General features: G+C 54.9%; 24 protein-coding genes. 12 read left to right on the top strand and 12 right to left on the bottom strand.

Annotated features, from left to right (window positions below; translation table 11 throughout):
- The first annotated feature begins 8 nt into the window (after nt 1-8).
- A complete protein-coding gene (gene hemB / locus L1D47_RS11270) occupies nt 9-1,025 on the top strand; it encodes a porphobilinogen synthase (protein WP_041509865.1) in 1,017 nt (338 codons plus the stop codon).
- A gap of 229 nt (nt 1,026-1,254) precedes the next feature.
- Here hemB and ubiA read toward each other — a convergent pair whose 3' ends face one another.
- From ubiA to L1D47_RS11245, 5 genes are all read right to left on the bottom strand, one after another.
- On the bottom strand, nt 1,255-2,115 hold the full coding sequence (ubiA, locus tag L1D47_RS11265; RefSeq protein ID WP_239884920.1) for a 4-hydroxybenzoate octaprenyltransferase: 861 nt from the start codon (nt 2,113-2,115) through the stop codon (nt 1,255-1,257).
- Nucleotides 2,116-2,209: 94 nt separating this feature from the next.
- The gene (gene uvrD / locus L1D47_RS11260; protein WP_239884917.1) at nt 2,210-4,375 is read right to left on the bottom strand and encodes a DNA helicase II; all 2,166 of its coding nucleotides are present in this window, start codon (nt 4,373-4,375) and stop codon (nt 2,210-2,212) included.
- 157 nt (nt 4,376-4,532) lie between these two features.
- Nucleotides 4,533-5,468, bottom strand: a complete 936-nt coding sequence (locus L1D47_RS11255; protein WP_041509862.1) for a stomatin-like protein — start codon at nt 5,466-5,468, stop codon at nt 4,533-4,535.
- Entirely contained in the window at nt 5,465-6,391 is a 927-nt protein-coding gene (locus L1D47_RS11250; RefSeq protein ID WP_239854030.1) for a stomatin-like protein, read from the bottom strand. The genes L1D47_RS11255 and L1D47_RS11250 overlap by 4 nt, the downstream gene beginning before the upstream one ends.
- Before the next feature lie 29 nt (nt 6,392-6,420).
- Nucleotides 6,421-6,882, bottom strand: a complete 462-nt coding sequence (locus L1D47_RS11245; protein WP_239884916.1) for an NfeD family protein — start codon at nt 6,880-6,882, stop codon at nt 6,421-6,423.
- Between the two features lie 300 nt (nt 6,883-7,182).
- Between L1D47_RS11245 and L1D47_RS11240 the strand changes: the two genes are divergently transcribed.
- Complete coding sequence (locus tag L1D47_RS11240; protein ID WP_239884945.1) at nt 7,183-7,935, top strand: ion channel protein Tsx; 753 nt, start codon at nt 7,183-7,185, stop codon at nt 7,933-7,935.
- Between the two features lie 83 nt (nt 7,936-8,018).
- Here the strand turns inward: L1D47_RS11240 and udp are convergent, their stop codons facing one another.
- Entirely contained in the window at nt 8,019-8,777 is a 759-nt protein-coding gene (gene udp / locus L1D47_RS11235; protein WP_239884914.1) for a uridine phosphorylase, read from the bottom strand.
- 443 nt (nt 8,778-9,220) lie between these two features.
- On the opposite strand from udp, the gene L1D47_RS11230 reads away from it, so the two are divergent.
- Nucleotides 9,221-9,436 carry a YdcH family protein gene (locus L1D47_RS11230; RefSeq protein WP_239884911.1) on the top strand — a complete coding sequence of 72 codons (216 nt, stop codon included), beginning with the start codon at nt 9,221-9,223 and terminating at the stop codon, nt 9,434-9,436.
- Nucleotides 9,437-9,499: 63 nt separating this feature from the next.
- Here the strand turns inward: L1D47_RS11230 and L1D47_RS11225 are convergent, their stop codons facing one another.
- On the bottom strand, nt 9,500-10,675 hold the full coding sequence (locus tag L1D47_RS11225) for a type III PLP-dependent enzyme (protein WP_239884909.1): 1,176 nt from the start codon (nt 10,673-10,675) through the stop codon (nt 9,500-9,502).
- Nucleotides 10,676-10,898: 223 nt separating this feature from the next.
- Nucleotides 10,899-11,354, bottom strand: a complete 456-nt coding sequence (locus tag L1D47_RS11220; RefSeq protein WP_239884907.1) for a hypothetical protein — start codon at nt 11,352-11,354, stop codon at nt 10,899-10,901.
- A 233-nt stretch (nt 11,355-11,587) separates the two neighbouring features.
- Between L1D47_RS11220 and L1D47_RS11215 the strand changes: the two genes are divergently transcribed.
- Nucleotides 11,588-12,421, top strand: coding sequence for a mechanosensitive ion channel family protein (locus L1D47_RS11215; protein ID WP_239884905.1), 834 nt, complete (start codon nt 11,588-11,590; stop codon nt 12,419-12,421).
- A gap of 24 nt (nt 12,422-12,445) precedes the next feature.
- On the opposite strand, the gene L1D47_RS11210 is transcribed toward L1D47_RS11215, so the two are convergent.
- On the bottom strand, nt 12,446-13,324 hold the full coding sequence (locus L1D47_RS11210; RefSeq protein ID WP_239884903.1) for a radical SAM protein: 879 nt from the start codon (nt 13,322-13,324) through the stop codon (nt 12,446-12,448).
- Nucleotides 13,325-13,617: 293 nt separating this feature from the next.
- Here L1D47_RS11210 and L1D47_RS11205 point away from each other — a divergent pair, with 293 nt between their 5' ends.
- Nucleotides 13,618-13,809, top strand: coding sequence for a hypothetical protein (locus L1D47_RS11205; RefSeq protein ID WP_235375369.1), 192 nt, complete (start codon nt 13,618-13,620; stop codon nt 13,807-13,809).
- Nucleotides 13,810-13,888: 79 nt separating this feature from the next.
- Here the strand turns inward: L1D47_RS11205 and L1D47_RS11200 are convergent, their stop codons facing one another.
- On the bottom strand, nt 13,889-14,341 hold the full coding sequence (locus L1D47_RS11200; protein WP_041509853.1) for a GNAT family N-acetyltransferase: 453 nt from the start codon (nt 14,339-14,341) through the stop codon (nt 13,889-13,891).
- 295 nt (nt 14,342-14,636) lie between these two features.
- Between L1D47_RS11200 and L1D47_RS11195 the strand changes: the two genes are divergently transcribed.
- From L1D47_RS11195 to L1D47_RS11165, 7 genes are all read left to right on the top strand, one after another.
- Complete coding sequence (locus L1D47_RS11195) at nt 14,637-14,933, top strand: cytochrome c (RefSeq protein WP_239884902.1); 297 nt, start codon at nt 14,637-14,639, stop codon at nt 14,931-14,933.
- A 387-nt stretch (nt 14,934-15,320) separates the two neighbouring features.
- Nucleotides 15,321-17,396, top strand: a complete 2,076-nt coding sequence (locus L1D47_RS11190) for a NosR/NirI family protein (RefSeq protein WP_239884943.1) — start codon at nt 15,321-15,323, stop codon at nt 17,394-17,396.
- Between the two features lie 64 nt (nt 17,397-17,460).
- Entirely contained in the window at nt 17,461-19,347 is a 1,887-nt protein-coding gene (gene nosZ, locus L1D47_RS11185) for a TAT-dependent nitrous-oxide reductase (protein WP_239884900.1), read from the top strand.
- 185 nt (nt 19,348-19,532) lie between these two features.
- The gene (locus L1D47_RS11180; RefSeq protein ID WP_239884941.1) at nt 19,533-20,801 is read left to right on the top strand and encodes a nitrous oxide reductase family maturation protein NosD; all 1,269 of its coding nucleotides are present in this window, start codon (nt 19,533-19,535) and stop codon (nt 20,799-20,801) included.
- Nucleotides 20,802-20,805: 4 nt separating this feature from the next.
- Nucleotides 20,806-21,759, top strand: coding sequence for an ABC transporter ATP-binding protein (locus L1D47_RS11175; protein WP_239884899.1), 954 nt, complete (start codon nt 20,806-20,808; stop codon nt 21,757-21,759).
- Entirely contained in the window at nt 21,756-22,574 is an 819-nt protein-coding gene (locus L1D47_RS11170; RefSeq protein WP_239884897.1) for an ABC transporter permease subunit, read from the top strand. Before L1D47_RS11175 ends, L1D47_RS11170 begins: the two co-directional genes overlap by 4 nt.
- Complete coding sequence (locus tag L1D47_RS11165) at nt 22,574-23,080, top strand: nitrous oxide reductase accessory protein NosL (protein ID WP_239884895.1); 507 nt, start codon at nt 22,574-22,576, stop codon at nt 23,078-23,080. The genes L1D47_RS11170 and L1D47_RS11165 overlap by 1 nt, the downstream gene beginning before the upstream one ends.
- Before the next feature lie 56 nt (nt 23,081-23,136).
- Here the strand turns inward: L1D47_RS11165 and L1D47_RS11160 are convergent, their stop codons facing one another.
- Both L1D47_RS11160 and L1D47_RS11155 read right to left on the bottom strand, forming a co-directional pair.
- A complete protein-coding gene (locus L1D47_RS11160) occupies nt 23,137-24,756 on the bottom strand; it encodes a DHA2 family efflux MFS transporter permease subunit (RefSeq protein ID WP_239884893.1) in 1,620 nt (539 codons plus the stop codon).
- Nucleotides 24,753-25,829, bottom strand: coding sequence for an HlyD family secretion protein (locus L1D47_RS11155; RefSeq protein WP_239884891.1), 1,077 nt, complete (start codon nt 25,827-25,829; stop codon nt 24,753-24,755). Before L1D47_RS11155 ends, L1D47_RS11160 begins: the two co-directional genes overlap by 4 nt.
- Nucleotides 25,830-25,840 lie beyond the last annotated feature (11 nt).

Raw genomic sequence — 25,840 nt, 5'->3', positions numbered from 1 at the left:
AGTCGAATGTGAACATCATTACCAGTGCTTTCCCTCAGCGCAGAATGCGCCGCATGCGTAAACACGATTTTAGTCGCCGTCTGATGGCCGAAAACCAGCTATCGGTCAACGACTTGATCTACCCAATGTTCGTGCTCGAAGGTAATAACCGTACTGAGCAGGTCGCTTCAATGCCTGGCATCGAGCGCTACTCAATCGATCTATTGCTCAAGGAAGCGGAAGAATTAGTCAAGCTGGGGATCCCATTAGTGGCGCTGTTCCCTGTGACCCCAGCCGAGAAGAAGACCCTGATGGCCGAAGAGGCCTACAACGCCGATGCCCTGGCGCAGCGCGCGGTGCGCGCCCTGAAAGAAGCCTTCCCCGAGCTTGGGGTCATGACAGACGTGGCGCTGGATCCCTTCACTACCCATGGTCAGGACGGCATCATCGATGAAGATGGTTATATTCTGAATGATATCACCACAGAGATCCTGGTGAAGCAGGCGCTGTCTCATGCCGAGGCCGGTGCCGATATCGTCGCGCCATCTGACATGATGGATGGCCGCATCGGCGCCATTCGTCAGGCGCTGGAAGAAGCTGGCCATGTGAATACCCAGATCATGGCTTATTCTGCCAAGTACTCTTCAAACTACTATGGTCCCTTCCGTGATGCGGTTGGCTCTGCCGGCAACCTCAAGGGCGGCAACAAGCACAGCTACCAGATGGATCCGGCTAACAGTGACGAGGCACTGCACGAAGTCGCCCTGGATATCCAGGAAGGCGCCGACATGGTGATGGTCAAGCCAGGCATGCCATATCTGGATATCGTTAACCGCGTGAAGACAGAGCTGGCGGTACCAACTTTTGCCTATCAGGTGAGCGGTGAGTACGCCATGCACATGGCTGCCATCGAGAATGGTTGGTTGGCCGAGAAGGCGATCGTGATGGAGTCACTGCTGTGCTTCAAGCGCGCCGGTGCCGATGGCATCCTCACCTACTTCGCCAAGCGTGCGGCCCAGTGGCTGAAAGAAGCCGACAACAAGTAATATCAATCACAGTCAGTAGGTGATCGGAAAACGCAGCAAAAACGCTTGAGAATAAAGCAGAATTTTTAGATAAGTAGTTATTCTACAATTAAAAATACTAATACCCTTATCGAGCGTTTTAACAAGCTAACATGATCAATTATTGATTACGATTGGTATGAGGCCTACCTTGATACAAAAAAAGCCAGTGACCCGAGTCGCTGGCTTTTTTGTTCTTACCCTGAAGGGATTAGATGAGGTAATCGGCGCCGAGTGCCACAAACAGCGTCATGCCGGCCCAGTTGTTGTTTAAGAAGGCCTGCAGACAGGGCGCGCGTTCGCGATCGAAGATCAATTTCTGCTGATAGAGGCCAAAGCCGATAAAGGTTAGGATCCCTAAGGCAAACACCAGGCCGCGATCGGCACTAAGACCGGCCATGACAAAGCAGCCAAGGGCCGCCAGTTGAAACAGACCTATGATCTGACGGTCGAGGTCGCCAAACAGGATAGCCGTCGACTTGATGCCTACCTTGAGGTCGTCGTCTCTGTCCACCATGGCATACATGGTGTCGTAGGCCACAGTCCAGCACCAGTTGGCGGCAAACAGCCACCAGGCTTCTACGGGTACCTCACCAAGCTGCGCCGCATAGGCCATAGGAATCGACCAGCTCCACACCACGCCGAGGAACATCTGCGGCATATTGGTAAAGCGCTTGGTAAAAGGATAGATGATGGTCAATAGGATGCCGACGAAGGAGAGCTGCACCACCAGAGGATTGAGCATCAACACCAGGCCAAAGGCTATCAGGCCCAGCACCACAAATAGAATAAGCGCCTCTTTGACCGTCACCTCGCCACTGGCCAGGGGACGACTCTTGGTACGCTCAACATGGGAGTCCAGCTTACGGTCGGCATAATCGTTGATGATACAGCCGCAGGCACGCATCACCACCACACCGATAACGAAGATGATCAACACCTTAAGATCCGGCATACCACCGGCAGCCAGCACCAGCGCCATCAGGCATGGCCATAACAACAAAAAGGTTCCTATGGGCCTGTCCATCCGTGCCAGACGCAAATAGGCGTCCAATTTATCCCTTAAGCTCATTTTCTAGGCTCTCCTAACGACTGCTTTGGCCTTTATCATTACTTGGCATTATGACTGACGCCCTACGAGTTTCAAGCGCTTTATCAACGCAGTTCTATAGCGTCTCCAAACGCGCATAGGCCACCACCAGCCACTTGCTGCCCACGTCGAGAAAATCGACCTGGACTCTGGCCTGGGCACCGCTACCCTCGAAGTTTGTCACCTTACCCTCACCAAACTTAGGGTGGTTCACCCGCTGGCCGATATTGAAGCCTGAGTCGTTAAAGGAAGCCTGCGCCTGACTAAACCTATTAGTGCTGGCAGGCGCGGTGACGCTGGCCCTCATGCGGATCTCCTGCACATAGTCGTCAGGGATCTCCTTGATGAAACGCGACGGACGGGCATAGTTTTCCCGGCCATAGATACGGCGCGACTCGGCGTAGGTAATATAGAGCTGCTTCATTGCGCGGGTCATGCCCACGTAACAGAGGCGGCGTTCCTCATCGAGCCTGTCGCCCTCATCCATCGCCATCTGGCTGGGGAATATCCCCTCCTCGACCCCCGCCATGAAGACCATGGGGAACTCCAGGCCCTTGGCCGAGTGTAGTGTCATCAGCTGCACGGCATCGGTGAAGGCATCGGCCTGCCCCTCGCCTGCCTCGAGGGCCGCATGGGAGAGGAAGGCGTTCAGCTCGCCCATGTCTTCGAGGTCTTCCGGCATCACGAAGGTGCGCGCCGCGGTGACCAGCTCTTCTAAGTTTTCTACCCTGGCACGGGCCTTCTCGCCCTTCTCGGCCTCGTACATGGCCTTGAGGCCAGAGGCCTGGATCACATGGTCTGTCATGCGGTGCAGCGACTGCTCCTCAGTCTCCTGCTGCAGGGTGACGATAAGATCCATGAAGCCTCGTACCGCGTTGGCGGCCCGGCCCGAGAGCACCTTCTCATCGAGCAGACGCAGACAGGTCTGCCACAGGGTCAGCTCCTGCTGACGCGCCGTGCTGCGCAGGATCTCCAGGGTGCGATCGCCTATGCCTCGGGTCGGCGTGTTGATGATACGCTCAAAGGCGGCATCGTCGTTCTTGTTGCTGATCAGCCGCATATACCCCATGGCGTCCTTGATCTCCTGACGCTCGAAGAAGCGCAGACCGCCGTAGATGCGATAGGCCATCCCCTTGTGCAGCAGCGCCTCTTCCAGCACCCGCGACTGGGCGTTGGAACGATAGAGGATGGCGCAATCGCTAAGATTGCCGCCCATGTCCTGCCAGTCGGTGATGCGCCCGACGATGAAGCGGGCCTCATCCATCTCGTTGAAGGCGCAGTACAGGCCGATCTTCTCGCCTGCCTGGTCTTCGGTCCACAGCTTCTTGCCCAGTCGGTCCGGGTTGTTGGCGATCAGCTCGTTGGAAGCGTTAAGGATGTTGCCGCTGGAGCGGTAATTCTGCTCCAGGCGTATGGTCTGGGCCGCCGGGAAGTCCTGCAGAAACTTATGCAGGTTCTCCACCTGGGCACCGCGCCAGCCATAGATGGACTGGTCATCATCGCCGACGATCATCACGTTGGCCGTGCTGCCCGCGAGCACACGGATCCAGGCGTACTGGATGGCGTTAGTGTCCTGAAACTCATCCACCAGTATGTTCTTGAAGCGCTCCTGATAGTGCTCGAGAATATGGGGCTTGTTGAGCCAGAGCTCATGGGCCCTGAGCAAGATCTCGGCAAAGTCCACCAGGCCTGCACGATCGCAAGACTCCTGATACACCTGATAAATCTTCAGTAGATTCTGCTCTATGGGGAAGCCGCCGGCGTCGATATGCTTGGGTCTTAGCCCCTGATCTTTCTTGCCGTTGATATAACCCTGGGCCTGGCGTGGCGGATACTGTTTCTCATCCAGATTCAGGCTCTTGAGGATCCGCTTGATCAGCCTGAGCTGATCATCCGAGTCGAGAATTTGGAAGCTCTGGGGCAAGTTGGCGTCTTGATAATGGGTGCGCAGCAGGCGATGGGCCAAGCCATGGAAGGTGCCAATCCACATGCGGCCCATGTTGCTGCCGCTGACCTTCTCCACACGCTCGCGCATCTCGGCCGCGGCCTTGTTGGTAAAGGTCACCGCCAGAATAGAATAGGGACTCTGCTGCTCTACCTGCATCAGCCAGGCGATACGGTGGGTCAGTACTCGGGTCTTACCGCTGCCCGCGCCCGCCAACACCAGCATGCTAGATTGTGGTGCGCCGACGGCCTCGCGCTGTTTGTCGTTTAAGCCGTCGAGTAAAGAAGATACGTCCATTCTTGCCTCCAAAAAATCAGGCGGCAAGTATAACAGGAGGCGTAGCCCGATCCTACCGTCGCCCGTATCCCTAAGCGGTCGTCACACTAAACTGCAAGTAAAAAAAAGCCCAGGCTAAAGCTTGGGCTTTTAGGGAAAGGTCGGGGTTAGGCGAGGCTTAGTCCTTGCTCTCCTCCAGCCCTATGCTGTCCATCCAGTGGTCGAAGTCCATCATGTTGCCCGGCAGGACAATCTTGTTGGCACTGTTGGTCAGGCCGTCGAACTGCTTGAGGTACTGGGCGCCGAGCTGCATACGCACCACGTTCTTACCGCCGGGTGCCGACACCACCTGGGCCATGCGCTCGATAGACTCGGCCGTCGCCTTGGCGATGGTGAGGATCTCCTCCGCCTTACCCTCGGCCTCGTTGATCCGCTTTTGCATCTCACCCTCTGAGCGGTTGATCATCTCGGCCTTGACCCCTTCGGAGCGATTGATCTTGCTCTGCTTGTCACCCTCGCTCTTGGCCAGTAAGGCGCGGCGTTCACGCTCGGCGTTCACCTGCATCTCCATGGCGTTCTTCACCGTCTCAGGAGGGGCGATATTCTTGATCTCATATCTGTGTACCCGGATCCCCCAGGTAGCACCGGCCTGATCCAGCACCTCGACCACCTTGGCGCTGATCACGTCACGCTCCTCGAAGGTGCGGTCGAGATCTAGGGTGCCAATGACAGATCGGGTCGTGGTCTGCGCCAGCTGAATGGCGGCGAAACGGTAGTCGGTCACGCCGTAGCTGGCCTTTACCGGATCCACCACGGAGATATAGATCACCCCGTCTACCTCGACGTTGACCTCGTCGCTGGAGAAACACTCCTGAGGCGGCACGTCTATGGTTTCCTCTTTAAGGTCATGCATATATGCCACCTTATCGATGAAAGGCACCAGGGCGTGGAAGCCGGCGTCCAGGGTGGTGTGATACTTACCCAGACGCTCGACGATATAAGCCGACTTGGTGGGCACCAGACGAATCGACTGAAACAGCTTGATGATGAAGATGGCGAAGATCAGTCCCCAGATCCCCAATACGATTAAATCTGTGTTGATACCTGCGATCATGCGCGACCTCCTTTTACCTGACCCACACTCTGAGTCACCTGCTCCATGCCCTCAAAGAAACCTTCCAGCTTGGCCATCTCGGCCGGCACCACAGAAATATCGGCTTCGTTGAGTATCTTGCCAACCTGATTGATGAACTGCTCCTTAAGCTGCATATTCATCGCCTCGTTACCGCCTTCGAGCGCCAATGCCTCAGAGACCAACGTCATGGCTTCCGCCTTGGCGCGGGCAACGATAGCAATCTCCTGGGCCGTACCCTTGGCCTCGTTGATCCGCTTCTGCTTCTCCCCCTCCGACAGGTTGATCGCCTCCTGACGCTCACCCTCTGAGAGGTTAATCATCGCCGCCTTCTCGGCATTGGCCAGGGTGATCTCGGCGCGCTTGCTGCGTTCGGCCTCCATCTGCTTTTCCAGGGTGTGGATCACCTTGAAAGATGGCGTAATGTTTTTGATCTCATACCTGAGTACCTTGATCCCCCAGGGGTCGGACGCCTTATCGATCTCCCGCACGATAGATTCGTTGAGGCTGTCTCGCTCGGAGAAGGTCTCACTCAGGCTCAGCTTACCTATCTCGGAGCGCATTGTGGTCTGCGCCAGGTTCACCGCCGCGCGGCGATAATCTTCGATACCATAGCTGGCCAGCTTGCCGTCCATCACCTTGAGATAAACCAGGCCGTCGACCTCCAGCTGAGTGTTGTCTTTCGAGATACAGCTCTGTGGCGGCACATCCAGCACCTGTTCACGTGTGTCGTGTCGGTAGGCGACACGGTCGAAGAAGGGGATCAGAAAGTGAAAACCTGGCTGTAACACCACCCGGAATTTGCCCAGGCGCTCGATAACGTGTACCTCGCGCATGGGCACGATCAACAATAAGTTATAAAGAATAAAGAAAATGAAGAGTATTAATAAGGTAAATTCGAACATAGATTCCATCCTGTAAATAAGCAGCCAGGCTATGCCTGCTCTGTCAAAGGTTCAACGACCAGGGCAATATTTTCGCGGCAGATCACTCTGACGCGCGCGCCGACCGGGATCTCGCTGCCATCACCCAGTGCTGGCCATTCGCTTCCCTGAAACTCGACGCGTCCCTGCTGCTGTGCCGGGCCGATCGCCGTCTTGACGACGGCAACTTGGTTATAAAGGTCAAACTCCTCATCGGTATTATCCACATGGGAATCACCACCCACCAAACGCTGTGTTACCTGGCGAAATGCCAGCAACAAGACGATGGCAGAGATGAACCAGAGCGTCAGGGCCTGCACAAAGCCTTCGACCCAGCCTAGGGTCAATGCGCCCGCGACCACCAAACAGGCGGCGCCCAGGAAAATAACGATACCGCCGGGCAGAATGATCTCGGCTAACATCAAGACTATACCGACGGTAATCCAGATAAAGATAGGATTAGAAAACTCCATATTTCCCCCCTGAAATGAGAGTATCCCTGCCAAGACTATATCAGCTCTTTTCTCTCAATGCGACATATTATGTCAAGATACAAATGTGACACAGGCAACAAACATTTAATTTACCAGGGTAAAAGACATTGTTTTGGAATTGGGCAGAATGGCGAAATCCCGTATACTTGCGTCGCATAAAACATACGGCGTGAAAACAGTCCCAAAATGCAGCTAAGAGTGCCGAGATTGTTTTCAAATTAACCACAAATAGCAGCACCGCAAAATAACTCAAAAAACGACGATAAAGGTAAACAGATGATGAACAGGAAATGGCTTCTCCTCGCGCTACTCGCCGCCCAGCCCGCGCTGGCCGATGACATGGTTCAATGGTGGGATCTCAGTGCCACCGCCCTCTATGGCGACAACTATGATCTGGCTCCCTCTGAGCGACAAACCACTGTCACCATAGAAACCGCAGGTGGCTGGAAGTATGGTGACTGGTTCGCCTTCCAGGACTTCATCTACTTCAATGGCAACAACGGCGGCAAAGATAGCACCACCTATGGCGAGATCTCCCCGCGCTTCAGCGCCAGCAAGATCTTAGGTAAGCCTGTGGGCGTAGGCGCCATCACAGACGTATCGCTGGCACTCACCTACGAAGAGGGCGAAGGCCCGGTGAAGAGCTTCCTCTATGGTGTGGGTCTGGACTTCAAGATCCCCTATTTCAGTTATTTCCAACTCAATACCTATCGCCGTGACACCATCAGCAGTGGCAACCTGAGCGATGGCTGGCAGTTAACCCCTGTCTTCCGTATGGACTTCCCGGTAGGCCACTCAAACATAGTCCTCGACGGCTTTATCGACTGGGTATTCTCGGCCGATAACACAAGCTATGAGGAAAACTTCCACTTCAACCCTCAGGTCAAGTACGACCTGGGTGCGGCCATCTTCGGCGCACACAAGAAAGATAAGCTGTTTGTGGGTATCGAATATGATTATTGGAAGAACAAATATGGCGTGAAGGGGATAGATCAGAACACCTACTCGGTGATCGCCAAGTATCACTTCTAATCCGACAGTGCAAAAGCCTGCTCAGATGCAAGCAAACAAAAAAGGCGCCACTAGGCGCCTTTTTTAATATGGTTTAGCTAGACTTAAGCCAACAGCTTCTTCGCCGCCGCAACCACGATAGACACAGCACTGGTCTCGGTCTGCTTCATGGTCACCTCATCAGGGATCTCCTGCTGAGTACGGTTAACGATCACACCGGCCACACAAGCCGCGCGCCAGCCTTGCGTCGCACACATGGTGAACAGGGTAGACGACTCCATCTCATAGTTGAGTACGCCCATATCCTGCCACTCTTTCATCGAACCGGCTAAACGACGAGTCACGCGACCCGTTACAGTGTCGTAGCGCTCCTGACCTGGGTAGAAGGTATCTGACGAAGCGGTGATACCGATATGTGGCTCTAAACCGGCTTCGCGGCTCGCCGCCACCATGGCAGTAGTACATTCGAAGTTCGCCACGGCTGGGAACTCCATAGGTGCAAAGTGCAGACTCGCACCGTCTAGACGCACTGACGCCTGAGTCACGATCACATCACCCACGTTAACCTGTGGCTGAATCGCACCAGTAGTACCGACACGCAGGAAGGTATTGATGCCCAGCTGAGCCAGCTCTTCTACGGCGATAGAGGTCGATGGACCACCGATACCGGTAGAACAGACCACCAGCGGTTTACCGTCGATATAGGCAAGGTAGCTGGTGTATTCGCGGTGACTGGCCAAAAATGTTGGATTGTCCATCAACTCGGCGATACGCTTCACGCGCTCTGGATCACCCGGAACGATCGCAAGTGTTGCACCATCTAACATCTCTTTCGTCAGGCCTAAATGAAATACATCTGACATTATGAAAACCCCTTTCAATTTTGATTATAAAATTCTTATTAAATGGACTTTAACCTAGTATGAAAGCCATTAAGGTTAACCTGTTCACACTTTCCCCGCCAGTAGTTAGATAATTTGTTGTAATGAATTTACCAAAGCAATTCCGCTAGCAGCACTGAAAATATAGCAACTCCCACCTAGGCTGCCAGCCAGCCGACAAAATTTATTGCTTCCCCTGAGTCTTCGCTAAACATCAGGTATTACCCCAAAATAAAAAGCAGAGAATAGTCTTATAAGACAACAGGTTGAAATCGCTGTTACAAAGTGACAGAAGCGAAACCCCAGGCGGTGAATTTGATCACAAAACAGACAGAAAGATCGCGCTAGGCTGAAACCATAGCAAAGGGAAATTAACCACTCTTGCTTACGACCTCTCCCCCATTTGACCAAGAAGGACGGCCAATATGTTTCCAGAATACAGAGACCTAATCAGCGAACTAAAATCAAAAGACGCGCATTTTCTCAAGATGTTTAACAAACACAACGAACTCGATGACGAGATTAAAGAGCTAGAGCAACATGCGGCCAGCGATTTCACCCCAGAGGTCAAGGTGCTTAAACAGCAGAAACTGCATATCAAGGAGGAGCTGCATCAGATCCTTCAGGCACACGACAAATAGCCACACGGCAGACATAGTAAAGGGCGCCTAGACGCCCTTTATTGTGATCTCTTTAGCAGGTACTTAGAGATAGTAGTCTTGCAGCGGCGGGAAGCCGTTGAAGCAGACCGCCGAGTAGGTGGTGGTATAGGCCCCGGCCGTTAGCCAGTACATACGATCCCCTATCGCCAGATCCACAGGCAGGCCATAGCTGTAGTGCTCATACATGATGTCGGCACTGTCACAGGTAGGGCCGGCGATCACGCAGCGATCCAGCTCGCCCTGACGTTCGGTATAGATAGGGAATTTGATCGCCTCATCCATGGTCTCGATAAGGCCCGAAAACTTACCCACATCGGTAAATACCCATCGCTCTAAAGCCGTTTGGGACTTCTTGCTGATCAACACCACCTCAGACACCAACACGCCTGCGTTAGAGAGCAGGGAGCGGCCAGGCTCGAGGATGATCTGTGGCAGCTGATCGCCAAAGTCCTCTTTCAGAAAATGGGTGATCTGCTCGGCATAGGTGCCTAACTCGTTGGTCTTATCCAGATAGTTCGCCGGGAAACCACCGCCTAAGTTGATCATCTTCAGTTCGATACCATGCTCTTCACGCAGGCGCTCGAAGATACTCTTCACCTTGCCGATGGCCGAGTCCCAGGCGCCGATATCGCGCTGCTGTGAACCGACATGGAAGGAGATGCCGTAGGGTTCGAGCCCAAGCGACTTGGCCAGGATGAGTAGCTCGAAGGCCATCTCGTTCTGGCAGCCGAACTTACGCGACAGCGGCCAGTCTGCCGTGTGGGTGCCTTCGGTCAAGATGCGTACGTAGACGCGCGAGCCCGGCGCCTCCTCGGCGATCATACGCAGATCTGCCTCGGAATCAGAGGCGTACATGCGCACGCCGCGCTCATAGAAGGCGCGTACATCTTTGCGCTTCTTGATGGTGTTGCCATAGCTGACTCTGTCGGGCGTCACGCCGATGTCGCTCACCATATCCAGCTCATAGATAGAGGCGATATCGAAATTGGCGCCACGGTCACGCAGCAGGGTCAATACCTCCCTGGCAGGGTTAGCCTTGACCGCATAATAGATACTGGCATAGGGGAAGTTATGCACCATGTCATCATATTGTTCTGCAATGATTTTAGTGTCAATCACCACGAAAGGTGTCGGTTTATCCTGAGCAAATGCCTTGATACGCTCAAAGGTAGCCTGGTCATAATACTCATTAACATCAATCGCTTGAAATTGGCTCATCTCGCCAGTATCTCCGTAGCAGAATAAAAATAGTTTAGCGTGATTCGATTAAAAATCGCAGCGAAGTAAACGCTATTTTTTCGCCGAGATCAACGAATTTTTATGCTTAATAAGTAAATTTTTATTCCAAAAGAGATAATGCCTTGTACGTCTGGATAAGAGCCAGGTTATCCAATTGATTAATATGATAAATTCTCATCACCAACAGACGACAATCCTCGGCCTATTTCACCGCATCGAGCAGGGCCTTGGCCGAATCGACCCGAATCACCTTGCTGATCTCGAGTCCCTCCAGGATGATCACCGTCGCCGTCTCCTTATCACCCGGTAATAGATGAGTCGCCTCGCCCTCCTGATCCAGGCCGATGGCAAAGTCGAGATCTTGCATCTTGGGGATCGCCGCAAACTTGGCGATTAAAGAGGGCATACCGCTGATATCGGCGACATAGCGCCAGTTGTCCGGCATGGGCGCATCCAGCGACTCCAGCGCCTCCTGAATGATCTGCCCTCCCTTCATGCCACGACTAAAGAGTAAAACCTGAGTATTGGTGTTAAGCTCCCACACGGCTTGATGTTGATCCACCAGGGTGATCGCCTCGATACGGTCACCCGTGGTCAGGCTGCTGGCCAGGCTCGCGGCCGAAAACAGCACGCCCACAGCCAAAATTAGCGCTTTCATAATGCCTCTTTCACGATAAAGGTTAGGTTACTTAGGGGTGAAATAGACTATATCTTATACTGGTCGTCATGCCCTCGGATGCGTGCCAATAGCTTGATATGCTTCACGCTAATTATTGTCATGGGACATGGGTGAGATATTGGTTATCAAGCCATTGAATATTAAGTAACATACCCAGGTTAGAATCCACGGCCGGGCGAGCAACGTTCGGGGCAAATTTTAGGATGAGTGTTATGAATGAGAATGGTCTGGAGCAGGAGCTGGCGCAACTGCAAAATGTCTACAACCTGTTGACCGAGTTTCTGGTGAAATACAGCTTCCAGCTGGTCGGCGCCCTACTGATCTTCCTGTTGGGCCTCTGGGTCGCCAATAAGATCTCCAACTTGGTGGCTAGCCAGTTTGAGAAGCATGAGATCGACATCACCCTGAGCAACTTTGTCTCCAACCTGGTACGCATTCTCATCATAGTCATGGTGGGGGTTATCGCCCTGGGCAAGCTTGGGATTAGCATCACGCCAATGGTCGCCGCCATCGGTGCCGCCTCCCTGGGTGCCGGCCTGGCACTACAGGGCATGCTCTCTAACTACGCGGCGGGCGTCACCATCATAGTGACCCGCCCCTTCGTGGTGGGCAATACCATAGAGATCCAAGGGGTCAGCGGCGTGGTCAAGAGCATCCACCTGGGGCTGACCCTACTCACCAACGAGGAAGGCGAGGTGATCAGCATCCCCAACAAACACATCGTCGGCGAGATCCTGCACAACTCCTTTAGCGAAAAGCTGGTCGAGATACGTTTCAACATCAGCTACGCGGCTGATGCCAATCAGGTGCTGGCCATCGCCCAACAGGTCCTGGATGCCAACCAAGAGGTGAATCAGGAGCGCGCCCCCCAGATAGGCATCAACGGCTTCAACAGCATAGGCTTAGAGATAGGCCTGCGTTACTGGGTGCCCACCAATCGCTACTATCAGAATAAGTACCAAGTCAACCTGGAGCTAATCAACGCGCTGCGTCAGGCCGGTATCGAGATCCCCTGCCCCGTACGCGAGATCCATATCGAGCGATAATCCCCACAGCATGACGGCTGCGGCTTACAGGCCGCGCTGCCACTCCTGGCGCAGGGGCACCAGCCCCTGAATCGCCTGATCGACCTGGGCCAGCAGGCTCTGCTTATCACGACCTAATATCCCCTTGAGCACCAGATAGTTAGAGGCGTGATCCGAGCGGAATATGGTCTTCTCAAGCTCAAGTTCACCGAGCAGAAGCTGCATCTCGGTCAGCAGGCCATGTTGGTCCGGCAGTTTGAAATCACCATCGAATCCGGCGTCCATGCGCGCCTTGCCAAGGGGCAGGGTCACCACCAGGGTCGACAGATAATCCGGCTGCGCCTGATTCATCAACCGGGCCGAATTGCGCGCGTGCTGCGCTGATAATTCAACGCCACCCAAGCCATTGAGTATCATCACTGACGACTTCATGCCGGCGGCGCGTATGCGCTTAAGTGCCAGCAAGGAGGAGTCAAAGGTCTCCCCCTTCTCGATGCGGGTCAGCACCTCATCGTCCCCGCTCTCACAACCCACATACAGTAGGCTGAGCCCAAGCTCCTTGAGGCGGGCTAGCTGTGCATCCGTCTTATTGCTTAGGTTACGCGGCAGGCAGTAGCTGCTGATGCGGGTCACCTGCGGCAGGTGCTCACGGATCAACAGGCAGATGGCCTCCAGGCGATTAAAGGGCAGGCTCATGGCATCGCCATCGGCCAAGAATACCCGTGAGATCGGCAGATTTTGCTGGGCGACTCTTCGAATATCCTCTGCAATTTTATCTAGTTTTTGTGCACGAAATTGCTTCTGTGGTGCGGTATACATGTCGCAGAAATGGCAGCGATTCCAGCTACAACCATTGGTGACCTGCAGGATGAGGGACTTCCACTCCGAGGGTGGCCGAAAAAGCGGCTCGATATAATTAATCATTTCACTCCAGTCTCAAAATGCGGCCAAGTTGTGAGCATTTTCATAGTTTTTCCTTTTGGGCTCACTTCTCGCCCCATAAATTGATCTCGTTCAATTAATGCCCAATTAAAGTCAGTAAAATGACTGATGTTAATCTAATTAAGATTAAACTTGTAAAACTGTCTGGCCATGCCAGCACAGGATAATGATTGGCTGCATCGGCCGACAAACGTGTAGATAATAACATGCAAATAGCACAACAACTGCAAGACAGGTGAGGGAACGTCCTGCATCATGATGAGCATTGGAGCTCGATGAGTGCGGAACAAAAGATGGCCCTCTATAGCCTGCATCGATACGGGTATCGGCTGTTGTTTGTTCGCCATTTGCCTTCGGGTCCGCTGGCGATCATCGCCCAACAGAGCCAGTTGTCTACCATCGACAGATATGGCGAAGTTGAACATGATCCCAAGATCCAACTCAGGGAACAGTCGCTGACGCTGTGACTGACAAGCCTGACGGCTTAATTACCCGAACATAAAGGAGCACACCCTGTGCTCCTTTATTTGTCCCCGCCAGATTTCCTCACGTATCGAGCAGCATGTCGAGATGGGGAATACCATCCTCAAGATAGACCTCAGACACGGGCCTAAACCCCACCCCTTGATAGAATCCCTTGAGGTATTCCTGAGCGCCAATCTGAATCCCCTGCTCAGGCCACGCCTGGCTGGCAATAGCGATCGCCTCCAGCATCAATGGCTTAGCAACGCCCGCGCCCCGGGCCGACGGCGCCACTATGACACGACCTATGCTGGCCTGAGGGTAGCTCACCCCTGGGGCCAAGATCCTCGCATAGGCGGCAATCTCTCCCTGCTCGTCCAGCCCCAGCAGATGGCGGGTCTCGGCCAGGGTGTCCTTCCCATCTAGCTCGGGGTAGGCACAGGCCTGTTCCACCACAAACACATCGACGCGCAATTTGAGCAGCTCGTAGAGCCGCTCGCGGCTCAACTCGGCAAACGCCAGATTCTCCCAACGCACTGCAATCCCCTTATCCGTTAATTCTGAGTCACTTGCTTGTTATATTTAGATTATTCCTGCGTCTACAACGAGACGACAAGATGTGATACCCGCCCCAAATTTCGGCTAGACTTGACCTTGGTCAAATACATACATTATAAATACACCTAAGATTCACATGCCCAATTTAACCCAGTCTAAACTAGGAAGCATTCGATTGACGCCGCCTATTTTTAGATGACCTAAGTCGTTTGTCATCAGATATTGCGACAACAATTGTTCTTAAAAATAAAGAACTTATTTAAATGGAGTTCATATGAAAAAGATTGCCCTCATCGCTTTTGCAAGCCTATTCACGCTGTCGGCACACGCAGGCGATATCGAAGCGGGTAAAGCAAAATCTATGCTTTGTGCCGCCTGTCACGGTGCGGACGGTATCTCGCTAGCCCCCATCTACCCTAACCTCAAAGGTCAGAAGGCTCAATACATTGAGAAGCAACTGAAAGCCTTTAAAGAAGGTACACGTCAAGACCCAGTCATGGCACCTATGGCCATGCCACTGACAGAAGAAGATATCGCCAACCTGGCGGCCTATTACGAGAGCCTGAAATAAATCGGCCCTAGTTCATCGAGAGCAACTATAACTCTCACAACGGGTCGCGCCCCATAGCTTGGGTGACGCGACCTGTCATTTAACGTTAACCATTCAGTTAATAGAAATTAATAACAAGGCGGCCAACTCAATTTCAATGCCACTTGTTAACCGCCCGCCAGGGTGATCCAGCCCCCGCACCGCACCCGAAAAAGCCTGTCAAATTAACAAATTTGCAATTTATTTGATCTCAATCACGTCACAAACATAAAGATGCATTTAGGATGCACTATAAATAACGCTAGGTTGACACACCTTGAGACTGACTGTAGGAGCGTTCGAGTGGCAAGATTGATACACCATACGACACAGGCAAAATGGATTTTACTCACCCTAGTGGCACTCATGATGGCACTCATGCTGGCTGCGCCCAGCTATGCCCTGTTCGTCAGCCCGCCAAAAGATCCCTTGCCTATCCTGCATGAGCTATTTCCAAATGCGACCCGTATCTCAGACAAGCAGGGCGAGCCTGCCCTAAGGACCATCTACCAAGAGGAGCAGATCTTAGGCTATGGTTTTGAAACCAATGATATTGCTCGCATTCCTGCCTACTCGGGCGAGCCGGTCAACATACTCGTCGCCATAGATCCAGCGGGTAAATACCTGGGAGCTAAGGTGCTGGAGCACCATGAACCCATCATATTGGCGGGGATCCCCGAGAGTAAGCTGTGGCAGTTTGCCGAGCAATATACCGGGCTGTCAGTCAAGGACAGGCTCAAGGTGGGTGGCAACGAGAAGGAGGGCATAGTCGCCATCGACGGCCTCTCCGGTGCGACGGTAACCGTCATGGTGATGAACGTGGCGATCACCAAGGCCGCCACCCAGGCCGCCATCGCGCTCGGGATCATCGAGCAACAGGCCGACCAGATTCAGCCCATCTCGACCATCAAACAGGAACTCTTTACCCAGGCCAACTGGCAACAACTCACCGGCGATGGCTCCATTCGCAAGCTTTATTTGAACCGCGGCGCCGTCGACGAAGCCTTCATGGGCACCGCCGCCGAGGACGTCGACAAGGCCGATGCCGATCAAAAGCAGGAGATGTTTGCCGAGATCTATTACACCCTGGCCGACATTCCCACCATAGGCAAGAACCTCTTCGGCGACGCCGACTATCAATGGCTGATGCAGAACCTACAACCCGGCGAACACCTGGTGGCCGTCATGGGCAACGGCTACTCCTTCAAGGGCTCAGGCTATGTGCGCGGCGGTATCTTCGATCGCATCCAGGTGCATCAGAAGGATAACACCATCTCCTTTAGAGACCTGGACCACAACCGTATCAGCGATCTCTACATTCAGGGCGCCCCTAAATTTAAAGAGATGTCGGTATTTCGCATCGCCGAGCATCACGAGTTTGACCCGGGTGCCCCTTGGCAATTCGAGCTCTTGGTCAGACGCCAGACGGGCCCTATCGACAGCCTGTTCACCAGCTTTAAGGGTCAGTACGATCCGCTCGATAAGTATGTGGACACCCCGGCGGCCATAGTCCCAGAACCCGAACTCACCATGGTGCAGCAGATCTGGCATGACAGACAGGTAGAAGTGGTGTTGCTGTTGATCCTCATGGGCGTCTTGCTGCTCATCCTCTTCTTCCAGGATATTCTGGTCAAACACCCGACCTTCATGCACCGCCTGCGCCATGGCTTCCTGGTGGTGACAGTGGTCGTGATCGGCTGGAGCTGGGGCGGACAGCTCTCTGTGGTCAACGTGTTCACCTTCCTGCACGCCCTGATGAAAGATTTCTCCTGGGATCTCTTCCTGCTCGATCCCATTATCTTCATTCTCTGGTGCGCCGCGGCGGTTACCATGCTGCTGTGGGGACGCGCCGTCTACTGCGGCTGGCTCTGCCCCTTCGGCGCGCTGCAGGAGTTGGTCAATGTTGCCGGCCGCTACCTGAAGCTGCCGCAAATAGAGCTGCCCTTCGCTGTGCACGAGCGCCTTTGGGCCATCAAATATCTGATTTTACTGGCGCTGTTTGGCCTGTCGCTGGATTCCCTCGCCATGGCCGAGCAGTTTGCCGAGATAGAACCCTTCAAGACCACCTTCTTGCTCAAGTTCGATCGCGAGTGGCCCTTCATCCTCTGGGCACTACTGATGATCTTTTCCAGCCTGTTTAATCGCAAAACCTTCTGCCGCTATCTCTGCCCGCTGGGCGCCGCGCTGTCGGTGAGTAATAGCGTGCGCCTGTTCGACTGGCTCAAGCGTCGCCCGGAATGCGGCACGCCTTGTAAGACCTGTGCCAAAGAGTGCGAGATCCAGGCGATTCATCCCAACGGGGTGATCAACATGCGCGAGTGCCACTACTGCCTCGACTGTCAGGTGACCTATTTCAACGAGGAGAAGTGCCCACCGCTGAAGAAGATGGCCCGTAAGCGCAAGCAATATAAGGAACAAGAAATCCCAACGGTCACTGCCGTATAGGACCAAGCAACACACATTTTAGTGCAGGTAATTAAAGTCAATACAACTATGATGGAGATGGACTATGCAAGATAACAATAACAAACCGACAAACCAGCTGGAGAACGCCGGACGACGCGAGTTTATGGGCAAGACGGCCCTGCTCGGCGCCGGCGCAGTCGCCGCGCCCATGAGCGCCGCTATGTTCGCCTCGATGGCCAAGGCCCAGGCGGCCGAGGCTGGCAACAGCCCAGTGGTGCATCCGGGTGAACTGGACGAATATTATGGTTTCTGGAGCGGTGGACACTCTGGCGAAGTCCGTATCATGGGCCTGCCTTCTATGCGTGAATTAATGCGCATTCCGGTATTTAACATCGACAGTGCCACCGGCTGGGGCATCACCAACGAGAGTAAGGCGGTCAAGGGCGACAGCGCTCACCTGCTGGCGGGCGATGCCCACCACCCTCACATGAGTATGCAAGATGGTCGTTACGATGGTAAATATCTGTTTATCAACGACAAGGCCAACACACGCGTGGCGCGTATCCGTTGTGACGTCATGAAGACAGATAAGATGATCACTGTGCCTAACGCTCAGGCCATCCACGGTCTGCGCGTACAGAAGGTTCCCTATACCAAGTATGTCATCTGTAACGGCGAGTTCGAGATCCCTATGGACAACAATGGTAAGGAGACATTGGAAGATGTCAGCACCTACCGCTCACTGTTCAACGTGATCGACGCCGAGAAGATGGAAGTGGCCTTCCAGGTCATGGTCGATGGCAACCTGGATAACACAGACGCCGACTATGACGGCAAGTACTTTGCTTCTACCTGCTACAACTCAGAGATGGGTATGAACCTCAGCGAGATGATCACCGCCGAGCGTGACCATGTGGTGATCTTCAACCTGGCTCGCTGTGAAGCCGCGCTCAAGGCCGGTAAGTTCAAGACCTACAACGGCAACAATGTACCTGTACTGGATGGCCGTAAGGGTTCAGATCTGACCCGCTACATTCCTGTGCCTAAGTCGCCTCATGGCCTGAACACCTCACCAAGTGGTAAATACTTTGTCGCCAACGGTAAGCTGTCACCTACCGTCTCTATCATCTCCATCGAGAAGCTGGACGATCTGTTCGACGACAAGATCAAGCCAAGAGACGCCATCGTCGGTGAACCTGAGCTGGGCCTTGGCCCGCTACACACGGCATTCGACAACAAGGGCTACGCCTACACCACCCTCTTCCTCGACAGCCAGATCGCCAAGTGGAACGTAGAGGAAGCGATTCAGGCCTATCAGGGCAAGAAGGTGAATTACCTGCGCCAGAAACTGGACGTACACTATCAGCCGGGCCATAACCATACGTCCCAGGGCGAAACCCGCGACGCCGACGGTAAGTGGTTGGTATCTCTGTGTAAGTTCTCCAAGGACAGATTCCTGCCCGTCGGTCCGCTGCGTCCAGAGAACGATCAGCTGATCGATATCTCAGGCGACGAGATGAAATTGGTACACGACGGCCCGACCTTCGCCGAGCCCCATGACTGCATCATAGTGCATCGCAGCAAGCTCAAGCCGAAGAAGCTCTGGACCCGTGACGATCCTCTGTTTGCCGATACCGTTGCCATGGCCAAGAAAGATGGCGTACGCCTCATGATGGACAACAAGGTGATCCGCGACGGCAACAAGGTACGTGTCTACATGACTTCTGTGGCACCTAACTATGGCCTGAGCGAGTTTAAGGTCAAGCTGGGCGACGAGGTCACTGTGGTGGTCACCAACCTGGATCAGGTGGAAGACGTGACCCACGGCTTCTGTATGACCAACCATGGGGTACAAATGGAGATTGGCCCGCAGGCCACGGCGTCTGTCACCTTTATCGCCGACAAGCCAGGCGTGCAGTGGTACTACTGCAACTGGTTCTGTCACGCCCTCCACATGGAGATGCGTGGCCGCATGCTGGTAAAAGCCTAAGCGTGATGCATGGGCCTGACGCAGTGCATCAGGCCCTTGCCTTCTCGATGAGAACAGCGATAAAAATAAGCAAGTAAGAAGCGGAAAAAATAAAGCGATAAGCGCAAGAGGTGTAAAACGCTTTGAACCACAGCCAAGAAACACCCAAGACCATATCTAGCCTACTATGCACCATGCTTTGTGTCATGCTGGCGCTGCCCACTCAGGCGGCGGATATTCAGGTGACACCCGAGCAAGATCTTCAGCAGGTGCTAGAGCGTGCCAAAGCGGGCGATACCATCCAGCTACAACCCGGCCGCTACCTGGGCAACTTCGTCGTCAACAAGGGGATAACCCTCTCTGGCGCCGACGGCTACACCAGCATCATAGACGCCCAGGGCAAGGGCAATGCACTGCTACTGCAAAGCTCTAACGTCACCATAGAAAGACTCAAGATCGTCAACTGGGGCGATGACCTCACCGCACAGAACGCCGGCATCTACTCGGACCAAAGCGCCAGCCAGCTCACTATCAGAGAGAATCAGCTAAAGGGTGACGGCTTCGGTATCTGGCTGCAGAAGGGTAAAGCGATCAAGGTTCACCACAATCGTATCGAGGGCAACCCGGCGCTCAGATCCGCCGACAGAGGCAATGGGATCCAGCTCTCCATAGTGCAGAATGTCGAGGTAAGCGACAACGAGGTCAGCCAGACCCGCGACGGTATCTACATCATCTCAAGCCAACACAACACTATTAAAAACAATACGATGCATGACCTGCGTTACGGGATCCATTACATGTATTCCCATAGCAATCAAGTGCTGGACAACCTGGCCTACGACACGCGCGCCGGTTATGCCCTGATGAGCTCACGCCACCTCACCGTCAGTGGCAACGAGAGCCGCGACAGCCAGGACTATGGCTTCCTGATGAATTTCATCACCTACTCTGAGATCAGCCATAACCGCATCTACCAGGTCTGGACCAAGCCGGAAAACAAGGTGCTGGGCCGTGAAGGCAAGGGGCTGTTTGTCTATAACTCGGCCTACAACAGCATAGATCATAACCTGATCGACACCGCCGAGATCGGCATACACCTGACCGCAGGATCGGAGCATACCAAGGTGTTTGCTAACAGCTTCATCAACAATCCGCTGCAGGTGAAATATGTCGCCAACCGTCAGGCAGAATGGAGCCAGGATGGCGCCGGTAACTTCTGGAGCAACTACCTGGGCTGGGATCTCGACAACGACGGCTATGGCGACAGACCCTTCGAGCCCAACGACGGTATCGACAAGCTGATCTGGCAATATCCAGAGGCCAAGATGCTGCTGGACAGCCCGGCCGTACTTATCCTGCGCTGGATACAGACCCAGTTTCCTGTGCTCAAACCCGTAGGCGTCAAAGACAGTTTTCCACTCATGCAGGCCCCCTCTCTGGGTGCCCGGCAGGCAGTTATTAATGAGGCAGAGTAACACAATGCAAGCATCTTCTCCTTCGAGACCCATAGTCTCCCTAAGCGGTGTCGCCAAGCACTATGGCAAGGTCGCCGCGCTCCAGCAGGTCGATTTTGAGCTATTCCCCGGCGAAGTCATGGGGCTGTTTGGCCACAACGGCGCCGGCAAGACCACCATCATGAAGCTGGTGCTGGGGATCATCCCCCCCTCAGACGGCCAGGTGAAGGTATTTGGCCAGGATCCCCTCTCCAAGCAGGCCTTTGAGGCCCGCAAACAGGTTGGCTACCTGCCCGAGAATGTCAGCTTCTACGATCAGCTCACCGGACGCGAGGTGCTGCGCTACTTTGCCCGGCTCAAGTCGGTGCCTAAACAGGCAATCGAGCAACTCCTGCAGCAGGTGGGCCTGACCCATGCCATGGATCGTCAGGTCAAGACCTACTCCAAAGGGATGCGTCAGCGTCTTGGCCTGGCACAAGCCTTCCTGGGCAGCCCTAAGCTGCTATTACTCGATGAGCCAACCGTGGGGCTGGATCCCATCGCCACCCAGGAGTTTTACGCCAGCGTCGACAAGCTCAAGAGCGAGGGCGCCAGCATCATACTCTGCTCCCATGTGCTGCCCGGCGTCGAGCAGCATATCGACCGCGCGTTGATCATCTCCGGCGGCCGCCTGCTGGCCAAAGGTAGCCTGAGCGAGCTCAGACAGCAGGCGAAACTCCCCGTGGCCATCAAGACCCAGGGGCTCAACGGCGCCTTGAAACAGGATGCCAGATTCACCCCATACCTGATCGCCCCAGATCAGCTACTGGTACCCGAGCAGGAAAAACTCGCCATCATACGTCAGCTGGTCAAACTGGATCAGCTGGGGGATATTCGCGTCGAACCCGCCGATCTTGAGCGCGTCTACCAGCATTATCTCGGCCAGGGCACCGGCGCAAGCAGCCCGAATGCCAGCCACCAAGGAGGGCCAACACAATGAATGCCATTCTCGCCGTCGCCATCAAGGAGTTTCAGGACGGGCTGCGCAATCGCTGGCTGATCTCCATCACCCTCATCTTCGCCGTGCTCTCCCTGGGACTCAGCTACTACGGCTCGGTCGCCTCTGGGCAGCTGGGCAGTGTCTCGCTGTCGTCCACCATCGCTAGCCTGTCGAGCCTGGCGGTGTTTCTGATCCCGCTGATCGCCCTGCTGCTGGCCTACGACAGCTTCGTCGGCGAGCAGGAGGCCGGCACCCTGCTGTTGCTGCTCACCTACCCCATCAGCCACACCCAGCTGCTGCTGGGCAAGTTTGTCGGCCAGGGGGCCATCATGGCACTGGCCACCAGCCTGGGCTTTGGCAGCGCCGCGGTGCTGCTCGCCAGCCAATCCTATGCCAACGCGGTGCTGCAGAGTTTCGGCCTGTTTATCGCCACCGCGATCCTGCTCGGTCTCTGCTTTATCAGCATCGCCTATGTGATCAGCCTGTCGGTGAGTGAGAAGTCTAAGGCCGCCGGACTGGCACTGATGCTCTGGTTCTTCTTCGTGCTGGTGTTCGATCTCGCCCTGCTGGCGGTGTTGGTCGGCATAGAGGAGGGACTGAGTCAGCAGCAGCTGGTGCAGCTGATGATGCTCAATCCGGCGGATCTCTTCCGCCTGGTGAATCTCGCCAGCCTAGATACCAAGGATGTCAACGGTGTGCTGGCGGTGGCTATCAATAGCAGCATGTCGGCCGGCGGCCTGTTTTCGCTGCTCCTGGCCTGGGTATTCGCGCCACTCACCTTAGCCACCTTAATCTTTAACAGGAAGACACTCTAATGCGCCAAGCCTTAAATTCAAGCTCATCACTCTTCGTTAGCCTATTCTGCCTGCTCCTGCTGGGCCTAAGTGCCTGTGGGCAAGAGGATACCTCGAGTCCAATTCGTCAGGCGGTCGCCATTGAGCACGGCGACGAGTGCCACCTGTGCGGCATGTTAATCGGTAATTTTCCCGGCCCTAAGGGGGAGCTCTATCTCAAGACGGACCAGACAGTGAAGAAGTTCTGCTCGACCCGGGATCTGTTTAGCTTCCTGCTGGATCCCGAATACCAAAAGCAGGTCAAGGAGATCTATGTCCACGACATGGCCAAGAGCCCCTGGCAAGCGCCACAGGATAGCCACTTCATCGACGCCAGACAGGCCTGGTACGTAGTGGGTTCCAGCCAGACAGGCGCCATGGGTAAGACGCTGGCCAGCTTTGGCAAGCAGCAAGATGCCAATGCCTTTGCCGCCGAATTTGGCGGCCAGGTTTACCCCTTCGAGCAGATAAGCCTATCTATGCTCTAATGTGCTCTTAGCAAGAAGCTAGCTGCTATAGGTGGTCGCTAACTATTGGCGATTACCTAGGCCGCGCCTGATTCATCGGCGTTAGGCTTGCGGATCAGCAGCACGGCCACTACCGCCAACATCAGCAGCACAGAGATGATGAGAAACACATCGTTATAGGCCTGCACATAGGCCTGCTGCGTCATAGTCTTGGCCAACATTGCCTTGGCCTGTGCCTGGGCGGTCACGGGATCCGAGCCCGCCTGAACAAACAGCTGACTGCTCTGCTGCAGATATTGATAGGCTTGGCTACTCACAGCCGTCACCGTCTGTTTCATCTCCGCCAGATGGGTACGCGACTGATTGTCGATCAGGGTCGCCACCAGTGCGATGCCGAAGGCGCCACCCAGATTGCGGATAACATTGAGCACGGTCGAGGCCGATGGCGTCTGCTGGGCGCTGATATGCATGGTGGCGATAATGCCGATAGGCACCAGGATGAAGGGTTGACCCAGGGCCCTGACAATCTGCGCGGCTATCATCTGATCGCCGGCAAAATCCAGCGTCATGTGGCTGTTCATGTAATAGCTCAGGGCAAACATGCTAAAGCCGAAGGCCGCCAGGTAACGCCCGTCAAATCTTTGCAATAGTCTAGGCACCAGCGGCAGTACCAGGAGTTGCGGAAAGCCCATCCACATGATCACCTCACCTATCTCCAGCGGGCTATAGTCATGGATCTGTGACAGATAGAGGGGGATCATATAGATGGCCGAGAACAGCGCCATCCCTAGCAGAAAATAGGCCAGGGTCGACAGGGCGAAGTCACGCTGCGCCAGCAATCTGAGGTTCACCAGCGGCGACGACTTACGCAGCTGAATAAAAACAAACAGGGCGATATTGATGACCGCGATGATGGCCAGATGCTGGATCAGCTCCGAGCCAAACCAATCCTTACGATTGCCCTCCTCCAGCACCACCTCGAGACAGCCCATGCCCAGCGCCATGGTGACTATGCCGGAATAATCGGCGTTCTTCAGCTTGTCCCAGTCGATGGGGCGAGATCTCAGGCCATAGGCGAGCATGGCCATCACCATGAGCCCGGGGGGAATATTGATATAGAAGAGATAGTGCCAGCTAAACTGTTCGGTCAGCCAGCCACCCAGGGTGGGGCCGATAGACGGTGCGAAGGTGGCGGTCACGCCAAATAGCGCCATGCCAGTGGCACGCTTCTCCTCGGGCAGCAGTTCCAGGATTAACCGAAAAGCCAGGGGGATCAGCGCGCCGCCGAAGAAGCCCTGTAGGGCGCGAAAGGCGATCATCGCCTCCAGGTTCCAGGCGAGCGAGCAGAGGAAAGAGGCTAAGATGAAGGCCGCCGTGGTCCACAGCAGATAACGCCTGACCGACAGACCCTGACTCAACCAGCCCGACAGGGGAATGGCGATCATCTCGGCCACCAGATAGGCGGTAGCGATCCAGGAGCCCTCTTCCAGGGTCGCCCCCAGGCTGCCCTGGATCTCCTTCATCGAGGCGTTGGTGATCTGAATATCTAAAATCGCCATGAAGGCACCAAGCAGGCCGGCGAATACGGCGACCCAGGAGCGAAGGCTGCCGCGCTCATAGCCCTGAGGCTTGGCTGCTTGAACCTCAGACTCGGCGGCCTGAGGCGGAAGTGCCTGGGTGGCGCTCACGCTGCTCATTGGGTGGCCTTAACCGAAACCTGCTTACGATTGCTGGCGATCACTGTGTCTTGCGGCGCCCCCCGGGTATCCACCTTCACCACGGCACTAAGACCGGGCACTATGTTGGTGCTCGCATCCAGCGCCAAACGGATACGCACAGGAATGCGCTGCACTATCTTGGTGAAGTTGCCGGTGGCGTTTTCCGCCGGCAACAGACTGAATTTGGCGCCAGAGGCCGGTGCCAGGCTATCGATCACACCAGTAAACTCCTGGTCGGGAAACGCGTCGAGATGAACCTGTACCAACTGCCCAGGCTGCATATGCTGGATCTGGGTTTCCTTGAAGTTGGCGGTGATCCACACCGCGCCATCCGGCACCAAACTGTAGAGCGACTGCCCCGGCTGCACATATTGGCCGGTCAGGGCGCCGCGTTTGCCTATCACCCCGGAGAAGGGGGCTCTGATCTGAGTATCGGCAAGCTGGATCTCGGCCAGCTCCAGCCCCGCCTTAGTCTGCGCCACCTGGGACTGACTCTGGTTCAGCTGAGCGTTAAGCACCGCCAGCTCCGCCTGCTTGGCCACCAGGGCCGCCTTGGCCTCGTCTAAATGACCTACGGCCGAATCGAAGGCCGCCGTCGCCTGATCCACCTCATCTTGTGAGCTGTAGTCTCTGTGTCTTAGCTTGGTGGTACGCTTTAGCTGCTGCTCTGCGCGGATCTTCTCCGCCTCGGCACTGGCCACCCCGGCTGCCGTCTGACGGATGATCGCCTGTTGCAGCGTCACCTTGGCCGACAGGGTCTGCAGCTCTGCCAGACGACTCTGCAGACTGGCCTGACTCTGACTCACCTTGGCCCGATACTGATTCGACTCCAGCTCGGCCAGCAGCTGTCCCTGCTCCACATGCTGGTTATCTGTCACCTTAGCGGTCACCACATAACCCGGCACCTTAACACTGATATTAGAGATATCGGCCTCGACATAGGCGTTGTCGGTCGATTCGATGAACCTCACCTGACTCCACCAGTAGTAGCCGGCAACCACCGCTGCGAGCAACAGCAGCGGCAACACGATAAATAGGCGACGTTTTGACATCCAACCCCCAC

The sequence above is a fragment of the Shewanella sp. Isolate7 genome, assembly GCF_022398425.1.
Classification (GTDB): domain Bacteria; phylum Pseudomonadota; class Gammaproteobacteria; order Enterobacterales; family Shewanellaceae; genus Shewanella.
Note: the sequence above shows the minus strand (reverse complement) of the source record. Positions and strands in the feature narration are given on the sequence as shown.